The 19780-nt window shown below is 64.4% G+C and carries 15 protein-coding genes; 8 read left to right on the plus strand and 7 right to left on the minus strand.

Annotation, left to right across the window (positions count from 1 at the left end):
- Positions 1-133 precede the first annotated feature (133 nt).
- The 6 genes from F6X62_RS02880 to edd form a co-directional block, all read right to left on the minus strand.
- The gene (locus F6X62_RS02880; RefSeq protein WP_063543231.1) at positions 134-1420 is read right to left on the minus strand and encodes an ABC transporter substrate-binding protein; all 1287 of its coding nucleotides are present in this window, start codon (positions 1418-1420) and stop codon (positions 134-136) included.
- Positions 1421-1527: 107 nt separating this feature from the next.
- On the minus strand, positions 1528-2781 hold the full coding sequence (locus F6X62_RS02885; RefSeq protein WP_153772644.1) for an AGE family epimerase/isomerase: 1254 nt from the start codon (positions 2779-2781) through the stop codon (positions 1528-1530).
- Positions 2782-2978: 197 nt separating this feature from the next.
- On the minus strand, positions 2979-4445 hold the full coding sequence (locus tag F6X62_RS02890; RefSeq protein WP_112897536.1) for an ATP-binding protein: 1467 nt from the start codon (positions 4443-4445) through the stop codon (positions 2979-2981).
- On the minus strand, positions 4426-5124 hold the full coding sequence (locus F6X62_RS02895; RefSeq protein ID WP_232233528.1) for a response regulator transcription factor: 699 nt from the start codon (positions 5122-5124) through the stop codon (positions 4426-4428). The genes F6X62_RS02890 and F6X62_RS02895 overlap by 20 nt, the downstream gene beginning before the upstream one ends.
- A gap of 168 nt (positions 5125-5292) precedes the next feature.
- A complete protein-coding gene (locus F6X62_RS02900) occupies positions 5293-6252 on the minus strand; it encodes a glucokinase (protein ID WP_153772645.1) in 960 nt (319 codons plus the stop codon).
- On the minus strand, positions 6249-8075 hold the full coding sequence (gene edd, locus F6X62_RS02905; RefSeq protein WP_153772646.1) for a phosphogluconate dehydratase: 1827 nt from the start codon (positions 8073-8075) through the stop codon (positions 6249-6251). The genes F6X62_RS02900 and edd overlap by 4 nt, the downstream gene beginning before the upstream one ends.
- A gap of 270 nt (positions 8076-8345) precedes the next feature.
- Between edd and gap the strand changes: the two genes are divergently transcribed.
- The 7 genes from gap to F6X62_RS02940 all read left to right on the plus strand — a co-directional run bounded on the left by gap (position 8346) and on the right by F6X62_RS02940 (position 16428).
- Positions 8346-9347 carry a type I glyceraldehyde-3-phosphate dehydrogenase gene (gene gap / locus F6X62_RS02910; protein WP_153772647.1) on the plus strand — a complete coding sequence of 334 codons (1002 nt, stop codon included), beginning with the start codon at positions 8346-8348 and terminating at the stop codon, positions 9345-9347.
- A 116-nt stretch (positions 9348-9463) separates the two neighbouring features.
- Positions 9464-9976, plus strand: coding sequence for an RNA polymerase sigma factor (locus tag F6X62_RS02915; RefSeq protein WP_054895146.1), 513 nt, complete (start codon positions 9464-9466; stop codon positions 9974-9976).
- A 148-nt stretch (positions 9977-10124) separates the two neighbouring features.
- Entirely contained in the window at positions 10125-11027 is a 903-nt protein-coding gene (locus tag F6X62_RS02920) for a FecR domain-containing protein (protein ID WP_231100319.1), read from the plus strand.
- Between the two features lie 184 nt (positions 11028-11211).
- Positions 11212-13800 carry a TonB-dependent receptor gene (locus F6X62_RS02925; RefSeq protein WP_153772648.1) on the plus strand — a complete coding sequence of 863 codons (2589 nt, stop codon included), beginning with the start codon at positions 11212-11214 and terminating at the stop codon, positions 13798-13800.
- A 149-nt stretch (positions 13801-13949) separates the two neighbouring features.
- Positions 13950-14555 carry a biliverdin-producing heme oxygenase gene (locus F6X62_RS02930; RefSeq protein WP_151925712.1) on the plus strand — a complete coding sequence of 202 codons (606 nt, stop codon included), beginning with the start codon at positions 13950-13952 and terminating at the stop codon, positions 14553-14555.
- Positions 14556-14607: 52 nt separating this feature from the next.
- On the plus strand, positions 14608-15021 hold the full coding sequence (locus tag F6X62_RS02935) for a YbaN family protein (protein WP_054895168.1): 414 nt from the start codon (positions 14608-14610) through the stop codon (positions 15019-15021).
- Between the two features lie 57 nt (positions 15022-15078).
- Positions 15079-16428 carry a CoA transferase gene (locus F6X62_RS02940; RefSeq protein WP_153772649.1) on the plus strand — a complete coding sequence of 450 codons (1350 nt, stop codon included), beginning with the start codon at positions 15079-15081 and terminating at the stop codon, positions 16426-16428.
- Between the two features lie 60 nt (positions 16429-16488).
- On the opposite strand, the gene arcD (F6X62_RS02945) is transcribed toward F6X62_RS02940, so the two are convergent.
- A complete protein-coding gene (gene arcD, locus F6X62_RS02945; protein ID WP_153772650.1) occupies positions 16489-17916 on the minus strand; it encodes an arginine-ornithine antiporter in 1428 nt (475 codons plus the stop codon).
- Between the two features lie 433 nt (positions 17917-18349).
- Here arcD (F6X62_RS02945) and arcD (F6X62_RS02950) point away from each other — a divergent pair, with 433 nt between their 5' ends.
- Positions 18350-19777 (plus strand): arginine-ornithine antiporter, encoded by a 1428-nt coding sequence (arcD, locus tag F6X62_RS02950; RefSeq protein WP_054925695.1) that lies wholly within the window; start codon positions 18350-18352, stop codon positions 19775-19777.
- The last annotated feature ends 3 nt before the right edge of the window (positions 19778-19780 follow it).

Below are 19780 nucleotides of genomic sequence, written 5' to 3' on the forward strand. Positions count from 1 at the left end.
ATGAAGTAACAGCACATCACCCTGTGGGAGCGGGCTTGCCCGCGAAGCAGACACCGCAGTGCCTGCCACCGGCTATGCCGGTGTTCGCGGGCGAGCCCGCTCCCACAGAGATCTCACCGATCTCGGCGATCGGTCATTGGGCAGCCTTGACCGCTGCGTTGAGCTTCTTCGCCGCATCGGCCGGATCGGCCTTCGGATCGTTGATGTAGTTGGTCACCACATCGAAGAACGCCCCCTGCACGGCGAGCGTGGTCGCCATGTTGTGCGCCATGCTCGGTTGCAGGCCACCCGACTTGGCGTCTGCCAGGAAGTCCTTGGCAGCGGTCTGGGCGCAACTGTCGAAGCCATACTTGCTCATGTCGGCCAGCATGTCGTTGCGCACCGGGATCGAGCCCTTGTTGATGCTGAAGGTCTTCTGGAAGTCTTCACCCAGTACACGCTTGGCGATGTCCTGCTGACCTGCGGTGGTGCCTTCGTTCTTCTGCTTGAACACCGCCAGCGAGTCGATGTTGTACAGGAAGCCCTTTTCGGTGCCAGGGAAGGGTACGCACTGGTAGTCCTTGCCCGCGGTCTTCTTGGCCAGGGTCCACTCGCTCTTGGCCCAGTCGCCCATGATCTGCATGCCGGCCTTGCCGTTGATGACCTTCGCGGCCTCGAGGTTCCAGTCCTGGCCCTTGCCGTCAGGGTCCATGTAGGTGGCGACCTTCTTGAGCTCGGTCAGCGCCTTGACCATCTCCGGGCCGGTCAGGGCTTTTTCGTCGAGGTCGACCAGGGCCTTCTTGTAGCCCTCCACGCCCATCACCGCGAGCACCACGTTCTCGAACACGGTGCTGTCCTGCCATGGCTGGCCACCGTGGGCCAGGGGAATGAAGCCTGCGGCCTTGAGCTTGTCGGCTGCGGCATAGAATTCGTCGAGGGTGGTCGGCGCCTTGTCGATACCGGCCTTCTTGAACACCTCGGGGTTGATCCACAGCCAGTTGATGCGGTGGATGTTCACCGGCACGGCGACGTAGTCACCTTCGTACTTGACGGTGTCGGCGACTTTCTTGTCGAGCAGGCTGTCCCACTTCTCCTGCTTGGCGACGTCCTTGAGCACATCGCTGTCGAGCAGGCCGGTGGCGGCCCAGTCCTGGATATCGGGGCCCTTGATCTGGGCGACGCCTGGCGGGTTGCCGGCGACGGCGCGACTCTTGAGCACGGTCATCGCGGTGGAACCACCGCCACCGGCCACAGCGCCGTCCTTCCAGGTGAAGCCGTCTTTCTCGACCTGGGCCTTGAGGACGTCGACAGCAGCTTTCTCGCCGCCGGAGGTCCACCAGTGCACCACCTCGACGCTGCCTTTGGATTCGGCGGCGAAGGCGCTGAGGGGCATGAGCGAGGCGAGGGAAATAGCGGCGGCGAGACGCAGAGTGGAATTCATCGGTATACCTTTCTTGTTGTTATGCGGTGCAAGTCGTTCGCTTGCGTTGCATGGAGTCTAATGAGCGCGCAGACCAGGGCAGGTAACGAAGCGATGCGCGAATGTCATCACTTGGTTACATTGCCCAGGGCCAGCGCAGTGGCCAGGCTGGGTGCCAACGGCAGGCGCGGCAGGAGCACCGCCTGGTAGGCGTGGTAAAGATCGGGCTTGCCGCCCCAGATGCTTGCGCCAGGGCGGTTCTGCGGGTCCAGCTCATGGTGCCAGCTGCCGTGGACGGGATCGATGAAATGGCTGTCGATGAAGTCCCAGAAACGCCGGTACCACTGCTCGTATTCACCTTCCCCGGTACGACGCAGCAACGCTGCAGCCGTCGCACAGGCTTCGGCGTGGGTCCAGTGCAGGCGCGCCCGCACTACTGGCCGGTTCTGCCAATCGAGGGTGTAGACGATGCCCGGCGCGCCATCAGCGTGCCAGGCGTGACGGCAGGCATTGGCGAACAGCCCCCGCGCGTCGTCCAGCAGCCACTGCGGGGCGGGCAGACCGGCGCGCTGGCGCGCGGCTTCCAGGTGGAGAACCAAGCGTGCCCACTCGAAGGCATGGCCGGGTGTGGTGCCGTAGGGGCGAAAACCGTCGGTGGGGTTGTCGTGGTTGTAGTCGTGCAGTGCCTGCCACTGCACGTCGAAATGCTCGATGACACCGAAGCCGTTAGCCGCGGCATGGGTATGGATGATCCGCTCGACGATGCGCAGGGCGCGGTCGAGCCAGTGCGTGTGGCCGGTGACATCGGCCAGGGCGAGGAAGGCCTCGGTGGCGTGCATGTTGCTGTTGGCGCCACGGTAGGCTTCCGGCTGCGTCCAGTCATGGGCGAAGGACTCGCGCAGGGCGCCCTCTTCCTCGCTCCAGAAGCGCGTCTCGATGACCGCGACGGCCGCCCCGAGCAACTGCTCGGCGCCAGGTGCGCCGGCGACCACCGCGGAACTGGCGGCCAAGGTGACGAAGGCATGCAGGTAGGCGGTCTTGCCGGTATCGCCCTCGCCATCGGCGCGGGCGAACCAGCCATCATGCCGCGCATCGCGCAGCGATCCTGCGAGCAGTGCCGCGACACCGTGCTCCACCAGCGGCAGGCAGCCAGGGATGCCCTGCACATGCGCCATGGCGAAGCAATGGGTCATGCGCGCAGTGTGCAGGGTTTCGGCGATTGCGCCGTCGGGCAGTCGGCCCTGGGCATCGAGGCTGCCAAAACCGCCAGGCAGGCGCGAGGCCTTGGCGAAGGTCACCAGGCGCTGGCCCTCGGCGACCAGCCAGGCGTTGTGAACCGGGGAGTCGAGCCAACTGCAGAAAGGGAAATCGACGCTGTCCATCACCTGCTCAATCCTTGCCAGGGACAGGCCGGGTGCCTGTCGTCAGCGAATTCTAGCCAGCCGTCCCGGCGGGCATGTCACGAAGGCCTGTGTGAATGTCACCGTACCGTGACAATTTCAGTGGCCTCATCGCGGGACAAGCCCGCTCCCACAGCTCCCTGTGGTAGCGGGCTTGTCCCGCGATAGGGCTGGCCCAATCAATCGATATTCCGGGGCAGGAACAAGGTCACACGCAACCCACCCTCACGCAGGTTCAACAAACTCACCTCACCGCCATGGCTGTGGGCGATGTTACGCGCAATCCCCAGCCCCAGCCCATACCCCTGCTGCTGCCCCGCCAGACGAAAATGCGGCTCGAACACCTGCTCCAGACGCTGCTCCGGCACGCCGGGGCCCTGGTCGTCGACCTGCAGCACGAAGGCCTCGGCGTTGTCGATGATGCGCAGGTGCGCACGCTCGCCGTACTTGATGGCGTTATCGATCAGGTTGCCGATGCAGCGCCGCAAGGCCAGTGGCTTGCCCGGATAAGGCGCCAGCACACGCCCTTCGACCGTGATTCGACCATCACGCAGGTAGGGTTCGGCGAGGATTTCCAGCACCTGGTTGAGGTCGATCGGTTCGATGTTCTCGTGGATGTCGGTATCTTTCACGCACTGCAAAGCGCCCTTGACCAGCAGCTCCAGCTCGTCGAGATCGCGGCTGAACTTGGCTTGCAGGTGCTCGTCTTCGAGCAGTTCCACCCGCAGGCGCAGGCGGGTGATCGGCGTGCGCAGGTCGTGGGAGATGGCGCTGAACAGCTGCGAGCGTTCGGTCAGGTAGCGGCTGATACGCTCACGCATGGCATTGAACGCGCGCCCTACCTCGACCACCTCGCTGCCGCCACCTTCGGCCACCGGCGGCACGTCGGCCCCCAGTGACATCTCCCGCGCTGCCCGCGCCAGGCGCTTGAGCGGCCAGCTCTGCCAGTGCACCAGCAAGCCGATGAACAACAGCAGCAACAGGGTGGTCAGGGCGATGAAGCCGATCTGCTGGCGCGGCAGACGCTCGGGTTCAAGACCGGTATAGGGCTCGGGCAGCAGCGAGGCGATGTACAGCCACTCGCCTTCGTCCAGGCGGATCTGGGTGACCAGCACCGGCGGATTGAGCGGTTCGAGGGTCAACGCGTAGTGGGCCCAGGAACGCGGCAGCTCGTCGAGCTTCAGGCCGCTGTTGAAGATGCGCAGGTCGTCGGGGCTAACGAACTCGACGGAGATTTCCATCTGCTGGCCCAGGCGTTCGTGCAGCACCTGCTGGAACACCTCGATCACCGCTTGCTTGCGCGGGGTGATGGGCAGCACCGGCATGTCCAGCGGCTTTTCGTTGAGCGAGACGAAAAAGCGCGTACCGCCCATGCTGCGCAGCTGGTCGAGCACCATCGGCCGGTAGGCCACCGGCAGGGAGCGGAAGTAGCTGACGCTGGCGCTCATCGAGTGCGCAAGGCTGCTGGCGCTGGCGCGCAGGCCCTGCAACTGGCTGGCCCGCAGCTGGGCGACCCAGATCACGCTCGACAGCCCCTGGGCGATCAGCACCACCAGCAAGGTGAGCAGCAGCATGCGCCCGAGCAACGAGCGCGGCAGCAGGCGCCAGCGGCGCTCGACAGCCTGCTCAGCCGGCACAGCTGACATTCGCGGCAAGCAGGTAGCCGCTGCCGCGCACGGTGCGGATCAGCCGCGGCGGCTTGTCGGTATCACGCAGGCGCTGGCGCAGGCGGCTCACCGCCATGTCGACGATGCGGTCCAGCGGCATCGGCTCACGCCCGCGGGTGGCATTGCCAATGGTGTCGCGGTCGAGGATCTGCTGGGGATGGTCGAGAAACAGCTTGAGCAGGGCGAAGTCGGCACCGGAGAGAATCACTTCTTCGCCATCGCGGTGGAACAGACGATGGCTGACCGTATCCAGGCGCCAATCTTCGAAGGTAAGCACCGCGCTGGCAGGGGTGGCCGTGGTGAAGTCGCAGCGACGCAGCAGGGCCTTGATTCGCGCCTGCAGTTCGCGCGGGCTGAAAGGTTTGCCCAGGTAATCGTCGGCGCCCAGTTCCAGGCCGATGACACGGTCGGCTTCATCGGAGCTGGCGGTGAGCATGATGATCGGCACCCGCGACTGACGCGGATGCTGACGCACCCAGCGACACAGGCTGAAGCCGTCCTCGTCAGGCAGCATCACGTCGAGGATCACCAGGTCGTAGTTGCCGGCATCCAGCGCGCGGCGAAAGCCCTGGCCGTCGGGTTCGGCATGGACCTGGAGGCCGGAGCGGCTGAGGTAGGTCTGCAGCAACTCGCGAATGTCCTGATCGTCGTCGACCATCAGGATGGTTTTACCGGCAGTGCTCACAATGAATTCCCTTTGGTCGTTACAGGTCTTGATGCCTGTTGTGGCGACATTCTATCGGTGTCGAGGCCATTCGCGGGCAAGCCCGCTCCCACAGTGCCTTGTGGAAACGGGCTTGTCCGCGAATGGCAGCACAACCGACCTTCAGTGGTCCAGCATCTGCTGCAAGGCCACACCGGCTCCAAGCAACCCGGAAAACTCCGCCGTCACCAGCCACACCGGCACACCCGGGAAGTAGCCGCTCATGCAGCCCTTGTCGGCAAAGCTTGCCGCGAACCCGCTGCGCAGGAACAGCTCGGCGAAGCGCGGCACCACACCGCCAACAATATAGACCCCACCGCGCGCGCCCAGGGTCAGCACATTGTTACCCGCTACACGCCCGAGAAAGCGTGAGAACTGTTCGATCACCGCCAGGGCCTGCGGTTCGCCGCCCAGCGCAGCATCGGTGATCTGCGCAGGGGTCTTGTGACGGGGTGTAGCGCCATCCAGCGCACAGATCGCCTGGTACAGCCGCACCAGCCCACCACCACTGAGAACGGTCTCGGCGCTGACATGGCCGATCTGGCTGTGGATCTGCTGGTGGATCGCCGCCTCACGGGCATTGCCCACCGGCAGGTCGACATGCCCGCCCTCGCCCGGTAGCGCCATCCAGTGCTGCTCGCCAAGGCTCAGCAAGGTGCCAACACCAAGGCCGGTGCCCGCACCGATGACCAGCGCCGGGCGCGCGGCGTCCGCCTGACCGGGGCACACCTCGACGAACTCGCCAGGCTTGAGGCGGGTCATGCCCAGCGCCATGGCGGAAAAGTCATTGATCAGCGCCAGGCGCTCGACCTGCAGCACCTTGCAGAAGGTCGAGCGGCTCAGGCGCCAATGATTGTTGGTGAAGCGAAATTCGTCGCCATCGACAGGGCCTGCCACCGACAGGCACACGTCCGAGACGTCGCCACGTTCGAGGCCCTGGTCCTTGAGATAGGCCTCGATAGCCTGCTCGGGGCTGGAATAGTCCGCCGTCGCCAGCACCTGCACCGCGTGCAGGTCATTGTCACGCCACAGGGCAAAGCGGGCGTTGGTACCGCCGATGTCACCGACCAGCGAGGCCTTCATTTGAAACGCTCCAGGGCAGAGGTAAAGGCGCTGGCGCCCTGCTCTGCCGGGCTGAACGCGACGCGCATGAAGCCGAACAGCTCGCGCCCGCACCCCAGGTCATTACCCTGGGGTGCATCAGGCTGATCGCGACTGGCCAGTTCCTCGGCCGACACCATCAGTTGCAGCGTGCCTTCGACACCGTCGACGCGCACGATATCACCATCGCGCACCCGTGCCAGCGGGCCGCCGTCATAGGCTTCGGGGCACACGTGGATCGCCGCCGGGATCTTGCCCGAAGCACCGGACATGCGTCCGTCGGTGACCAGCGCGACCTTGTAGCCGCGGTCCTGCAGCACACCGAGGAACGGCGTGAGCTTGTGCAGCTCGGGCATGCCGTTGCAGCGCGGGCCCTGGAAGCGCACCACGGCGACGAAATCGCGCTCCAACTCGCCAGCCTTGAAGGCATCGGCCAGCGACTGCTGATCGTGGAAGACTCGCGCCGGAGCCTCGACCACCTGATGTTCCGGCGCCACGGCAGAGACTTTCATCACCCCGCGCCCCAGGTTGCCTTCCATCACCCGCAACCCGCCCTCGGCCGAGAATGGCCGGGCGACCGGGCGCAGGATGCTTTCGTCCAGGCTGTGCTGCGGCCCTTCGCGCCACACCAGCTTGCCGTCGTCGAGGAACGGTTCCTGGGTGTAGCGGCGCAGACCTTGGCCGGCCACGGTATTGACGTCCTCGTGCAGCAGCCCGGCGTCGAGCAGTTCGCGGATCAGGAAGCTCATGCCGCCTGCGGCCTGGAAGTGGTTGATGTCGGCCTTGCCGTTGGGATAGACGTGAGACAGCGTCGGCACCACCTCGGAGAGGTCGGCCATGTCCTGCCAGGTCAGCTGGATCCCGGCAGCCTGGGCAATCGCCGGGATATGCAGGGTGTGGTTGGTCGAGCCGCCGGTGGCGTGCAGAGCGACGATGGAGTTGACCAGCGCCTTCTCGTCGACGATCTCGCCCAACGGCATGAAGCTGCCGCTGGCCTTGGTCATGCGCGTGACCTGCTGCGCCGCCTCGGCGGTCAGCGCATCGCGCAATGGGGTGTAGGGGTTGACGAACGAGGCGCCCGGCAGGTGCAGGCCCATGACTTCCATCACCAGCTGGTTGGTGTTGGCGGTGCCGTAGAAGGTGCAGGTGCCGGGGCTGTGGTAGGACTTCATCTCCGACTCCAGCAACTCCTCGCGGCTGGCCTTGCCCTCGGCGTAGCGCTGGCGCACGTCGGCCTTTTCCTTGTTGGAGATGCCCGAAGGCATCGGCCCGCCAGGCACGAAGATGGTCGGCAGGTGGCCGAAGCGCAACGCACCCATCATCAGGCCGGGCACGATCTTGTCGCAGATGCCCAGCATCAGCGCGGCATCGAACATGTTGTGCGACAGGGCGATGGCCGTGGACATGGCGATCACTTCGCGGCTGGCGATCGCCAGCTCCATGCCAGGTTCACCCTGGGTCACGCCATCGCACATGGCCGGTACGCCACCGGCGAACTGGCCGACCGAGCCGATATCGCGCAGCGCCTGTTTGATCTGTTCGGGGAAGTGCTGGTACGGCTGGTGCGCCGAGAGCATGTCGTTGTAGGCAGAGACGATGGCCACGTTGGCAGCGTTCATCATCCGCAGGCTGTGCTTGTCCTGGCTGCCGCAACCGGCCACGCCGTGGGCGAAGTTGGCGCACTGCAGGCTGGCGCGCATCGGGCCGTCGCTGGCCGCGCCGCGAATGAGCTCAAGGTAGCGTTCACGGGTGGCACGGCTGCGTTCGGTCAGCCTTGCGGTGACCTCAAGGATGCGCGGATGCATGTACTGGACTCCAGGCTATGTGTAAGGGCGACCTGAACCGGCATTTCCACTCCAAACGATTGCGACCTAGGCTCAAGGCAGGGGCCGGAAAGGTCGTTGGCGTGGAAGGCTCGATCACTCGTTGTAGGTTTACCAAAATATTGCCACTAAAAATGCTTGTTTTCTATCTTGGAGTGAATAATCTTGTAATTCCAATAACAAAACCGTTTCAGTGAAGCCTCATCCCATTTTGTGCCACAGGCTTCACCCGAACTGCCAGAGGTAATGCCAATGACCCTTCGCATCGCGATCAACGGATTCGGCCGCATCGGACGCAACGTCCTGCGCGCACTCTATACCCAAGGCTACCGCCAGGACCTGCAGGTCGTCGCCATCAACGACCTGGGCGACAGCGCGATGAATGCCCACCTGCTCAAGTACGACAGCGTACATGGCACCTTCGATGCCACCGTCGAGGCCGATCATGAAAGCCTGACGGTCAACGGCGATCGCATCGCCGTCAGCGCCATCCGCAACCCCGCCGAACTGCCCTGGAAAGCCGAAGCCATCGATGTGGTGTTCGAATGCACCGGGCTGTTCACCGACCGCGCCAAGGCGGCGGCCCATATCACCGCTGGCGCCGGCAAGGTGATCATCTCGGCGCCGGCCAAGGGCGCCGATGCTACCGTGGTGTATGGCGTCAACCACGACGTGCTGCGCGCCTCGCACCAAGTCATCTCCAACGCCTCGTGCACCACCAACTGCCTGGCGCCGATCGCCCAGGTGCTGCAGCGTGAGTTCGGCATCGAGCAGGGGCTGATGACCACCATCCACGCCTACACCAACGACCAGGTGCTGACCGACGTCTACCACAGCGACCCCTACCGGGCCCGCTCGGCCACCCAATCGATGATCCCGAGCAAGACTGGCGCCGCCGAAGCCGTGGGCCTGGTGCTGCCGGAACTGGCCGGCAAGCTCACCGGCATGGCGGTACGGGTGCCGGTGATCAACGTGTCGCTGGTCGACCTGACCGTCAACCTCAAGCGCGAAGCCAGTGCCGACGAGGTCAACCGCTTGTTCCTCGAAGCCAGCCGCCATTCGCGCGTGCTCGGCTACAACAGCCTGCCGCTGGTCTCGTGCGACTTCAACCACAACCCGCTGTCGTCGATCTTCGATGCCAACCACACCCGCGCCAACGGCCGCATGCTCAAGGTGCTGGCCTGGTACGACAACGAGTGGGGCTTCTCCAACCGCATGCTGGACAACTGCCTGGCGCTGTCCCGGGCACAATGAAAAGGCCTTGGGGCTGCCTGGCGGCCCCACCTTTACCCCTTCATGACATTTCTCTGCTTGACCTGACGCATGGATGATAAGCATTATCATTCACCCCTCATCGGCCAGGTTTCCCCGTGAGTCAGTCCCGGTTCAACTCTGTCTTCCTCACCCAGCGCCTCACCCTGCTGCGCACCTTGCAGCGCATGGTCGGCAACCCCAGCACGGCGGAAGACCTGCTGCAGGAAACCTACCTGCGGGTTACCCGTGCGCTGGGCGAGCGGCCTATCGAACACCTCGAACCCTTCGTGTTCCAGACCGCCCGCAACCTTGCCCTCGACCACTTGCGCGCGCGTCGCGTGCAGTCACGCACACTGGTCGACGACGTGCCCGAGCAGGTGCTGCACAATGTCGCCGCGCCGCTGGGCAACAGCGAGGATGCGGTGCATGCCGAGCAACTGCTCAAGCGCCTTAGCGTCAGCCTCGGCCAGCTCACCGCACGCCAGCAGCGCATCTTCATCCTCAGCCGCCTGCACGGTGCCAGCTACCTGGAAATCGCCGAGCAGTTGCAGGTCTCGGCCAGCACCGTGCAGAAGGAACTGAAGCTGATCATGGCGATCTGCATGGGTGTAGCCGATCGCCTCAAGTGAGCGACCGCTCGCCACCTGGGCAGGTCCTGGCTCTTGCCATGCCTGTCCACAGCGCCGATCATCTGCAAAAAACGCCATGCAAGGATCCCCCGTGAGCAACCCTGCCCCTCGCCCATCGCCCGCCGAGCCAGATGCCCGCGCCCGTGCCATGGACGAAGCGCAGGACTGGTTGATCCGCCTGCAATGCCCCACCGAGCAGGACACCCAGGACTTCGAAGCCTGGCTGGGCGCTGCCGAACAGAACGCCGAAGCCTATGTCGAAGCCGAGGCGCTGTGGAATGGCGCCGCCCTGCGCCATCTGGCGGGCGATCTGCACCAACAGCGCCGCACCTCGCTGCGCGGACGCCTGCGCCGCCACTGGAAACCACTGGCCACCGCAGCCGTGCTGCTGGTCGGGCTGTTCACCTTCGGCAACCTGCCGGTGCGCCTGCAGGCCGATCACCTGACCGTGGTCGGCGAACGCCAGCGCCTGCAGCTGGACGATGGCGCCAAGGTGCTGCTCAACACCAACTCGGCCTTTGCCAGCGACCAGCGCGACGGGCGCCAGGTTGCACGGCTGTTGCAGGGCGAGGCCTATTTCGAAGTGCCCGGCGGCAACCAGCCACCGCTTGAAGTCCAGGCCGGCCCCTTGCGTGCACAGGTGCGCGACACCAACTTCGCCGTACGCTACCTCGATGGCCAGGCGCAGGTACGTGTGCAGCGCGGCGACGTCGACCTGCAGGCCGCCAGCGACCAGCGCATCCGCCTGAGCGCCGGAGACAGCATCAGCGTCGGGCCAGACGGTTTCGGTCAGCGCCAGCGCGCCGACCTGCACAAGGAACTGGCCTGGATCGATGGCCGCCTGGTGTTCGAGAACTGCCCGTTGAGCCAGGTGCTCGCCGAACTGCGCCGCTACTACCCGGGCTGGATCATCAACCGCAACGACCATCTGGAACAGGTGGCCGTTACCGGCAACTACCGCCTGGACCAGCCTCTGGAGACCCTGCGAGCCCTGGCCCATATCACCTCGGCGCAGTTGCACGAATACCCGGCGGTGGTGATTCTCAACTGAGTGGCGCCGCTCCCACAGGGAGTGGGCAGACCTGAGATTTTTGAGCAAGACAGTTGCTCCCACCAATTATTTTTACGCGACTCCCATCCCACGCCCGTCTCGTTATAGCCAATGCAATTGATTCTTGTTCGAAAACAAGAACTGCACTCACCTATAACAGTTCGCGCGACAGGGAGCGCTTCCGATGTCCTCAGGTCCAACCCGCCCTTCCCCCTCTTCCCGACGCATGGGACAACTGTCCCTGCTGACCCTGGCCCTGCTGGCCAGCGGCGCCTGCAGCCTGCCGGCGCTGGCAGCAGAGCCGGCGCAGGCCGCCAGCCCGCGGATGGGCGACTATCGCTTCGCCATCGCCCAGCAACCACTGGTCTCGGCGATCAACGCGTTCAGTGAAGTCACCGGCTGGCAGGTCGGCTTCTCCGCCGATCTGGCCGAGGGCGTGGCTTCGCCGGGCGTGCAAGGGGCACTGGCGCCGGAAGCGGCACTGCAGAAACTGCTGCACGGCACAGGCCTGGGCTTTCGCAAGATCGGCAACGGCAACGTCGTGCTCGAGCGCCAGACCGCAGGCAACGCCATTGCCCTGCAACAGCTGACCGTCAGCGCCACCCGCAGCGCCCAGGACGTGAGTCAGGTACCGAGCACCGTCAGTGTGCAGACCCGCGAGCAACTGGACCGCCAGAACGTCAACGACATCAAGCAACTGGTGCGCTACGAGCCGGGTGTCTCGGTTGGCGGTGTCGGCCAGCGCAGCGGCCTGAACGGCTACAACATCCGTGGCATCGACGGAGAGCGAATCCTCACCCAGGTCGATGGCGTATCGATCCCCGACAGCTTCTTCTACGGCCCCTACGCCCAGACCCAGCGCAACTACGTCGACCCCGAAATCGTCAAGCGCGTCGAGATCCTGCGTGGTCCGGCCTCGGTGCTGTACGGCAGCAACGCCATCGGCGGCGCGGTGAGCTACTACACCCTCGACCCGGACGACATCATCAAGCCTGGCAAGGACGTGGGCGCGCGCCTGAAGACCGGCTACAGCTCGGCCGACGAAAGCTGGCTGACCTCCGCCACCGTCGCTGGCCGCCAGGGCGACTTCGACGGCCTGCTGCACCTGAGCCAGCGCAACGGCCACGAGACCGAATCCTACGGTGGCCACGGCGGCACCGGCCTTGGCCGCACCGAAGCCAACCCGGAAGACGTGCGCACCACCAACGTACTGGCCAAGCTGGGCTGGAACTACGCAGACGACGCGCGCCTGGGCTTCACCTACGAGCACTACAAGGACGACCGCGACCAGAACATCCTCAGCGCGGTGGGCGGCCCGTTCATCCCTGGCCGTGGTGCGTCGAACATGTATCGGATGCGTGAAGGCAATGACACCGTCACCCGCGAGCGCTTCGGCATCAACCACGAATTCGGCCTCGACAGCCTGGTCGCAGACCACGTGAAGTGGAGCCTCAACTACCAGATCGCCAAGACCGACCAGCGCACCGACGAACTCTATTTCGCCTCCGGTCGCCAGGTGTTCCGTGATCGCCAGACCACCTACAAGGATCGCCAATGGGTGTTCGATGGTCAGTTCGACAAGGCCTTCAGCATCGGTGAGACCGATCACCTGCTCACCTACGGCACCACCCTCAAGCACGAAAAGGTCACCGGCTCGCGCAGCGGCACCGGCACCTGCCTGAACATCGGTGGCACCTGCCGCGCCATCGGCCAGAACAGCGTGAGCGATAGCCAGGCGCTGGTCAGCGACTTCCCGGACCCGACCATCAACACCTACAGCCTGTTCGCCCAGGACGAGATCCGCTGGAACAACTGGACCTTCCTGCCGGGTGCGCGTTACGACTACACCCGCATGGAACCGAAGATGACCGCAGAATTCCTGCGTGGCATCCAGGGCACCGGCGCAGCGCCGTCCAGCGTCGATGACGGCGACAAGAAATGGCACCGCGTCTCGCCCAAGTTCGGCGTCACCTATGCCTTCAACGACAACTACACCTGGTACGGCCAGTACGCCGAGGGTTTCCGTACCCCGACCGCAAAGGCCATGTACGGGCGCTTCGACAACCCGACCCTGGGCTACAGCGTCGAACCCAACCCCAACCTCGAGCCTGAAAAGAGCAAGAGCTACGAGACGGGCGTGCGCGGCAACTTCGAGGCCGGCAACTTCGACGTGGCGGTGTTCTACAACAAGTACCGCGACTTCATCAACGAAGACGCCGTGCAGTCGGCCAACCTGGGCTCGACCTTCCAGGCCAACAACATCAAGCACGCGACCATCAAGGGTGCCGAGTTCAAGGGCCGCCTGAACCTCGATCACTTCGGCGCGCCGCAAGGCCTCTACACCCAAGGCTCGCTGGCCTATGCCCATGGCCGCAACGACGACAATGGCCAGCCGCTGAACAGCGTCAACCCGCTGACCGCGGTGATGGGCCTGGGCTACGAGCAGCAGAACTACGGCGGCCTGCTCAGCTGGACACTGGTCAAGCGCAAGACCCGCGTCGACGACAGCACCTTCTTCGCCCCGGATGGCGCCAGCTCGCAGTTCCGCACGCCGGGCTACGGCGTGCTCGACCTGACCGGTTTCTACAAGGTGACCGAGGATGTGACCGTCAACGCAGGCCTCTACAACCTCACCGACAAGAAGTACTGGCAGTGGGATGACGTGCGCGGCTACGACGGCCTTGGCGAGGCGGCGGTGACCCAGCCGGCCAACCTCGACCGCCTGACCATGCCGGGACGCAACTTCGCCATCAATGTGGTCTGGGATATCTGATCCCGGTACCCGCGGGGGCGGCCTTGTGCCGCTCCCGCAACCTCCTCCCGAACACAAATGCCTCCCACTCCCAGGTGAGGTTTTTTTACTGTCCTGCGTCTTCTCTTTCGTCTTGTACCTAGACAGCCCCATTTCCCAAGGATGCCCCCATGACCAGCCACACCTCCGAGCGCGCCGCCCTGCGCTCGCAACGCCTGAACCAGGTCACTCACGCACCGCACACCGAGCTGGACGCTCTGGTCAAGTCGCACGCGCCGTTCGACAGCCGCGAGAGCTTCGCCCGCTTCGTCGTCGCCCAGTACCTGTTCCAGTCCGAACTGCAGGCGCTGTACACCGACCCGGCACTGATCGCCATCGTCCCTGACCTGGCCGAGCGTTGCCGGGCCGAACAGGCGCGCCTGGACCTGGCCGACCTGAACACCGAAGTACCGGCCCCGGTCGCAGGCGCCCTGGTCAAACCAAGCCTGGGCGAAGCCCTGGGCTGGATCTTCGTCTCCGAAGGCTCCAAACTGGGCGCCGCGTTCCTGATCAAGCGTGCCGTGGCCCTGGACCTGTCCGACAGCTTCGGCGCCCGTCACCTGGGCGAGCCCGCCGGTGGTCGTGCAGAGGGCTGGAAACAGTTCACGCGCATCCTCGACAGCCTGGAACTGTCGGCCGAAGAGGACGCTGCCGCCGAGCGTGGCGCAGTCGCGGCCTTCGAGCGCTTCACCGAGCTGCTCAAGCACGCCTACGCCACGGATGCGGCGCTGGCCTGAGACGCACCTGCCGGCCACCATTCGGGTGGCCGGACCGCTTTGCAGTGAGACCATGACCCGACTTGCCCGCTCCCGACTGTCCCGCCTGCTGTATGCGATCCTGGCTTATGTCAGCCTCGGGATAGGTCTGGTCGCCATCGTCATTCCCGGCCTGCCCACCACCGAGTTCATCCTCCTGGCCGCCTGGGCCGCAACCCGCAGCTCTCCGCGCCTGTCCGCCTGGCTGGAAAACCACCGGCTGTTCGGACCGATCCTGTGGAACTGGCGCAACGGCAAGGTGATCCAGCGCCGCGCCAAGGTCAGCGCGACCATCAGCATGCTGCTGTGCGCAGGGTTGATGCTCACCATGCTCGAGCACCACTGGCCAGTGTTTCTTGCCATCGCCGGCATGACCCTGGGCAACCTGTGGATCTGGTCGCGCCCCGAACAACCCACCGCGCCACTGCCCGCCCAACTGCAACGCTGAGCATTTGCATCCCAGCGCGGGATGTACTGCAATAGGATCCACCAAGGAGGATCCTGCATGCCCCAGTTGCTCGACACCATCGTCCGTGAACTTGACCTCGACCACGCCGCCCTGCGCTGGCACGGCGTTGGTGGGCTGCCCTCGACGTTTGCCGTCACCGACCTGGCCGCCGCGAGCATGGCCGCTGCCGGGCTGGCACTGGCCAGCCTGCTGCAGCGCCAGACCGACAACTGCCCGCTGGTCAGCATCGATCGGCGCCTGGCCTCGTTCTGGTTCGCCACCAGCCTGCGCCCACATGGCTGGCAGCCCCCTCCCCTGTGGGACGCCGTCGCCGGTGACTATCCCACCCGCGATGGCTGGATTCGCCTGCACACCAACGCCCCCCATCATCGTCAGGCCGCACTCGGCGTGCTGGGTAGCCCCGCCGATCGCCAGGCGGTCGCGGCCCAGGTCCTGCGCTGGGACGGTGAGGCGCTGGAAAGCGCCGTGGTCGAAGCCGGAGGCTGTGCGGCGAAGATGCGCAGTTGGGCGCAATGGTGCGAACACCCGCAGGGGCAGGCAGTGAACAAGGAGCCCTTGGTGCTGCGCGAGCAGTTCGACGCGGCAGCGCCATTGGCCTGGCAAGGCTGTGAAACACGTCCGCTGGCCGGTATCAAGGTGCTGGATCTGACGCGTATCCTCGCTGGCCCCACCGCCAGCCGCTTGCTGGCCGCCTTCGGCGCCGAAGTGCTGCACATCGACCCATTCGGTTGGGATGAGCCGGCGGTGGTCGCCGAAGTCACCCTGGGCAAGCGCTGTGCGCGCCTGGATTTGCGTGCGACGCCTGACCGCGAGGTGTTCGAACGGCTGCTGGGGGAGGCCGACATTCTCCTGCATGGCTATCGCGCCGATGCACTGGAGCATCTGGGTTTTGGCGCGCAGCACAGGCGCCAGCTCAACCCAGGCCTGATCGATGTAAGCCTCAACGCCTACGGCTGGAGCGGCCCCTGGCAAGCACGCCGCGGCTTCGACAGCCTGGTGCAGATGAGCAGCGGCATCGCCCGCGAAGGCATGCGCTGGCAACAAACGGACAGACCTGTACCTTTGCCAGTGCAGGCGCTCGACCATGCAACCGGGTACCTGATGGCAGCCGAAGCGATCCGCGGGCTGGAGCAGCGCCTGGCTCATGGCGCCGGTTACCGGGCACGGCTGTCCTTGGCTCGCACCGCCAAGCTGTTGGTGGAGCATGGAACGATGGCGGATGACTTGCCCCTGGCAGCAGAAACGCCGGAGGATCTCGACCCGCATCTGGAGCAGACGCCCTGGGGGCCCGCGCAAAGGATCAAGGGGCCGTTGAAGGTGGGGCAGGCGTCGATGCACTGGGCACGTGGGGCTTGCGAGCTGGGTTCGGCTCAAGCGCGTTGGTGACGGTTGTGGCCTCATCGCTGCGACTTGTCGCGCGATGAGGTCGCAACAACCGCCACCCACTTACAAACTCAGCGCCCCCGAGTACAGCGCATAAGCCGCTACTCCTGCGCCCACGAGTACCGCCGCGAATATCAGCTTCTCCCAATGGCTGAACAATGCCTGCCCCTGCTCGTGCCTGGCCCGGGCGAACAGGATCACTCCCGGGGCATAGAGCAGGGCCGACAGCAACAGGTACTTGAGCCCCCCGGCATACAGCAGCCACACCGCATACAACAGCGCCAGCAGCGCCACGGCCAGATCCTTGCGCCGCAGCCCCGCCTGCCCGGCATAGCTATCGCCCCGCCAGGCCAGCAGCACGGCATAGGCCGCCGACCAGAAGTACGGCACCAGGATCATCGACGACGCCAGGTAGATCAGGCTGGTATAGGTGCCAGCCGAGAACAGGGTGATCAGCAGGAACCCCTGGATCATGCTGTTGGTCAGCCACAGTGCATTGGCCGGTACATGATTGGCATTTTCCCTGGCCAGAAAACGCGGCATGGTCTTGTCGCGAGCGGTGGCGAAGAGAATCTCGGCACACAGCAAGGCCCATGACAGCAGCGCCCCAAGCAACGAAACCGCCAACCCGATGCTGATCAGCATCGCCCCCCAGGGCCCGACGATATGTTCCAGCACCGACGCCAGCGACGGGTTCTGCAACCCCGCCAGTTCAGGCTGGGTCATCACCCCCAGCGACAGCACGTTGACCAGCACCAGTAACGCCAGCACCCCGAGAAAGCCGATCACCGTGGCCTTGCCGACATCCGAACGGTGCAGCGCACGCCCGGAATAGACACTGGCGCCCTCGATGCCGATGAACACGAACACCGTCACCAGCATCATGTTGCGCACCTGCTCCAGGACGCTGCCGAACTTCGGGTTGCCCAGCCCCCAGATATCGCGGGTGAAGATATCCGCGCGGAAGGCGAAGGCCGCGATGACGATGAAGATCAGCAGCGGTACGACCTTGGCCACCGTGGTGACCTGGTTGATGAAGGTCGCTTCCTTGATGCCACGCAGCACCAGAAAATGCACTGCCCACAGCAACAGCGAAGCGCAGCCGATGGCTATCGGCGTATTGCCCTCACCGAATACGGGAAAGTAGAAACCCAGGGTGCTGAACAACAGCACGAAATAGCCGACGTTGCCCAGCCAGGCACTGATCCAGTAGCCCCAGGCCGACGAGAAGCCCATGTAGTCGCCAAAGCCGGCCTTGGCGTAGGCGTAGACGCCCGAATCCAGGTCGGGCTTGCGGTTGGCCAGGGTCTGGAACACGAAGGCCAGCGCCAGCATGCCGACCGCAGTGATGCTCCAGCCGATCAGTACTGCGCCAACATCGGCACGGGCGGCCATGTTCTGCGGCAATGAAAAGATCCCGCCGCCGATCATCGAACCGACCACCAGGGCGATCAGCGCCCCCAGGCGAAGCTTATGTACCGGTTCGCCCATCTGCAGCTCCCTTACGCCTGTCGCCTGTATGAAACATAACGGCCATTACATATAAATGTTACAGCTTGTTTATTAATCAACGCCATTAAAGCTATAGCACTCATAACGCATTTGTCTATATGACAACCGCCGTCAATACGGACATTGTCGAGCAACTCGCAAATTCGCGACGCCCTGTCGAATGACACGTGAAAAATTTGCGAAACCGCTAAAAACGACTAGCTTCAGATTTCGCGAGCCAAACAGAGCGTTTGCTCTAGAAGTACATGGAGGTGCCAGCGCACAAGGCTTGCAGCAAAGCCGTCGGCACTCTCCAGGAGACCCGAGCAAGAATTTTCTCACGCTGTCGCGCCATGAACTGATCCACATCAGCGAATGACTACAGCGCGGGATTTATTCTGTCGTCAACTTTCTCCTGGCATGGAGTTGTTAAATGTCTGATTCTCCCGGAAAACTTAAACTCGGCGCATTAGTTGCACTTGTCGTGGGCTCGATGATTGGTGGCGGGATCTTCTCCCTGCCGCAAAACATGGCCGCCAGCGCAGGCGTCGGTGCCGTGCTGATCGGCTGGGCCATCACCGCCGTCGGCATGCTCACCCTGGCCTTCGTGTTCCAGACCCTGGCCAACCGCAAACCCGACCTCGATGGTGGCGTGTACGCCTATGCCAAGGCCGGCTTTGGCGACTACATGGGCTTCTCGTCAGCCTGGGGCTACTGGATCAGTGCCTGGCTGGGCAACGTCGGCTACTTCGTCCTGCTGTTCAGCACCCTGGGGTACTTCTTCCCGGTCTTCGGTGAAGGCAATACTCCGGCGGCAGTGATCGGCGCATCGCTGCTGCTGTGGGGTGTGCACTTCCTGGTCCTGCGCGGCATCAAGGAGGCGGCGTTCATCAACCTGGTCACCACCGTGGCCAAAGTCGTGCCACTGGCGCTGTTCGCACTGATCTGCCTGTTCGCCTTCAAACTCGATGTGTTCACCGCCGACATCTGGGGCCTGGGCTCGCCCGACCTCGGCAGCGTGATGGATCAGGTGCGCAACATGATGCTGGTCACCGTGTGGGTGTTCATCGGCATCGAGGGCGCAAGCATCTTCTCCTCGCGGGCGGAAAAACGCTCCGACGTGGGCAAGGCCACGGTCATCGGTTTCATCACCGTGCTGCTGTTCCTGGTGCTGGTCAACGTGCTGTCGATGGGCGTGATGACCCAGCCGGAGCTGGCCAAGCTGCAGAACCCGTCGATGGCCGCGGTGCTGGAGCATGTGGTCGGTCACTGGGGCGCGGTGCTGATCAGCGTCGGCCTGATCATCTCGCTGCTGGGGGCACTGCTGTCATGGGTGCTGCTGTGCGCAGAGATCATGTTCGCCGCCGCCAAGGACCACACCATGCCCGAGTTCCTGCGCCGCGAGAACGCCAACCAGGTGCCGGCCAACGCCCTGTGGCTGACCAATGCCATGGTGCAGATCTTCCTGGTCATCACCCTGTTCTCCAACAGCACCTACCTGTCGCTGATCTACCTCGCCACCTCGATGATCCTGGTGCCCTACCTGTGGTCGGCGGCCTACGCAGTACTGCTGGCGGTGCGCAGCGAAACCTACGAACAGGCCCTCGCCGAACGCAAGAAGGACCTGATCATCGGCGGTATCGCCCTGTTGTACGCGATCTGGCTGCTGTATGCCGGAGGCGTGAAGTACCTGCTGCTGTCGGCCCTGCTCTACGCCCCTGGCGCGATCCTGTTCGCCAAGGCCAAGCGCGAGGTCGGCCAACCGATTTTCACCAACGTGGAAAAACTGATCTTCGCCGCTGTGATCGTCGGCGCCCTGGTGGCGGCCTACGGGCTGTACGACGGCTTCCTGACCCTTTGACCA

It is taken from the genome of Pseudomonas sp. MNR3A (assembly GCF_009650575.1).
GTDB classification, from domain to species: Bacteria; Pseudomonadota; Gammaproteobacteria; order Pseudomonadales; family Pseudomonadaceae; genus Aquipseudomonas; species Aquipseudomonas machongensis.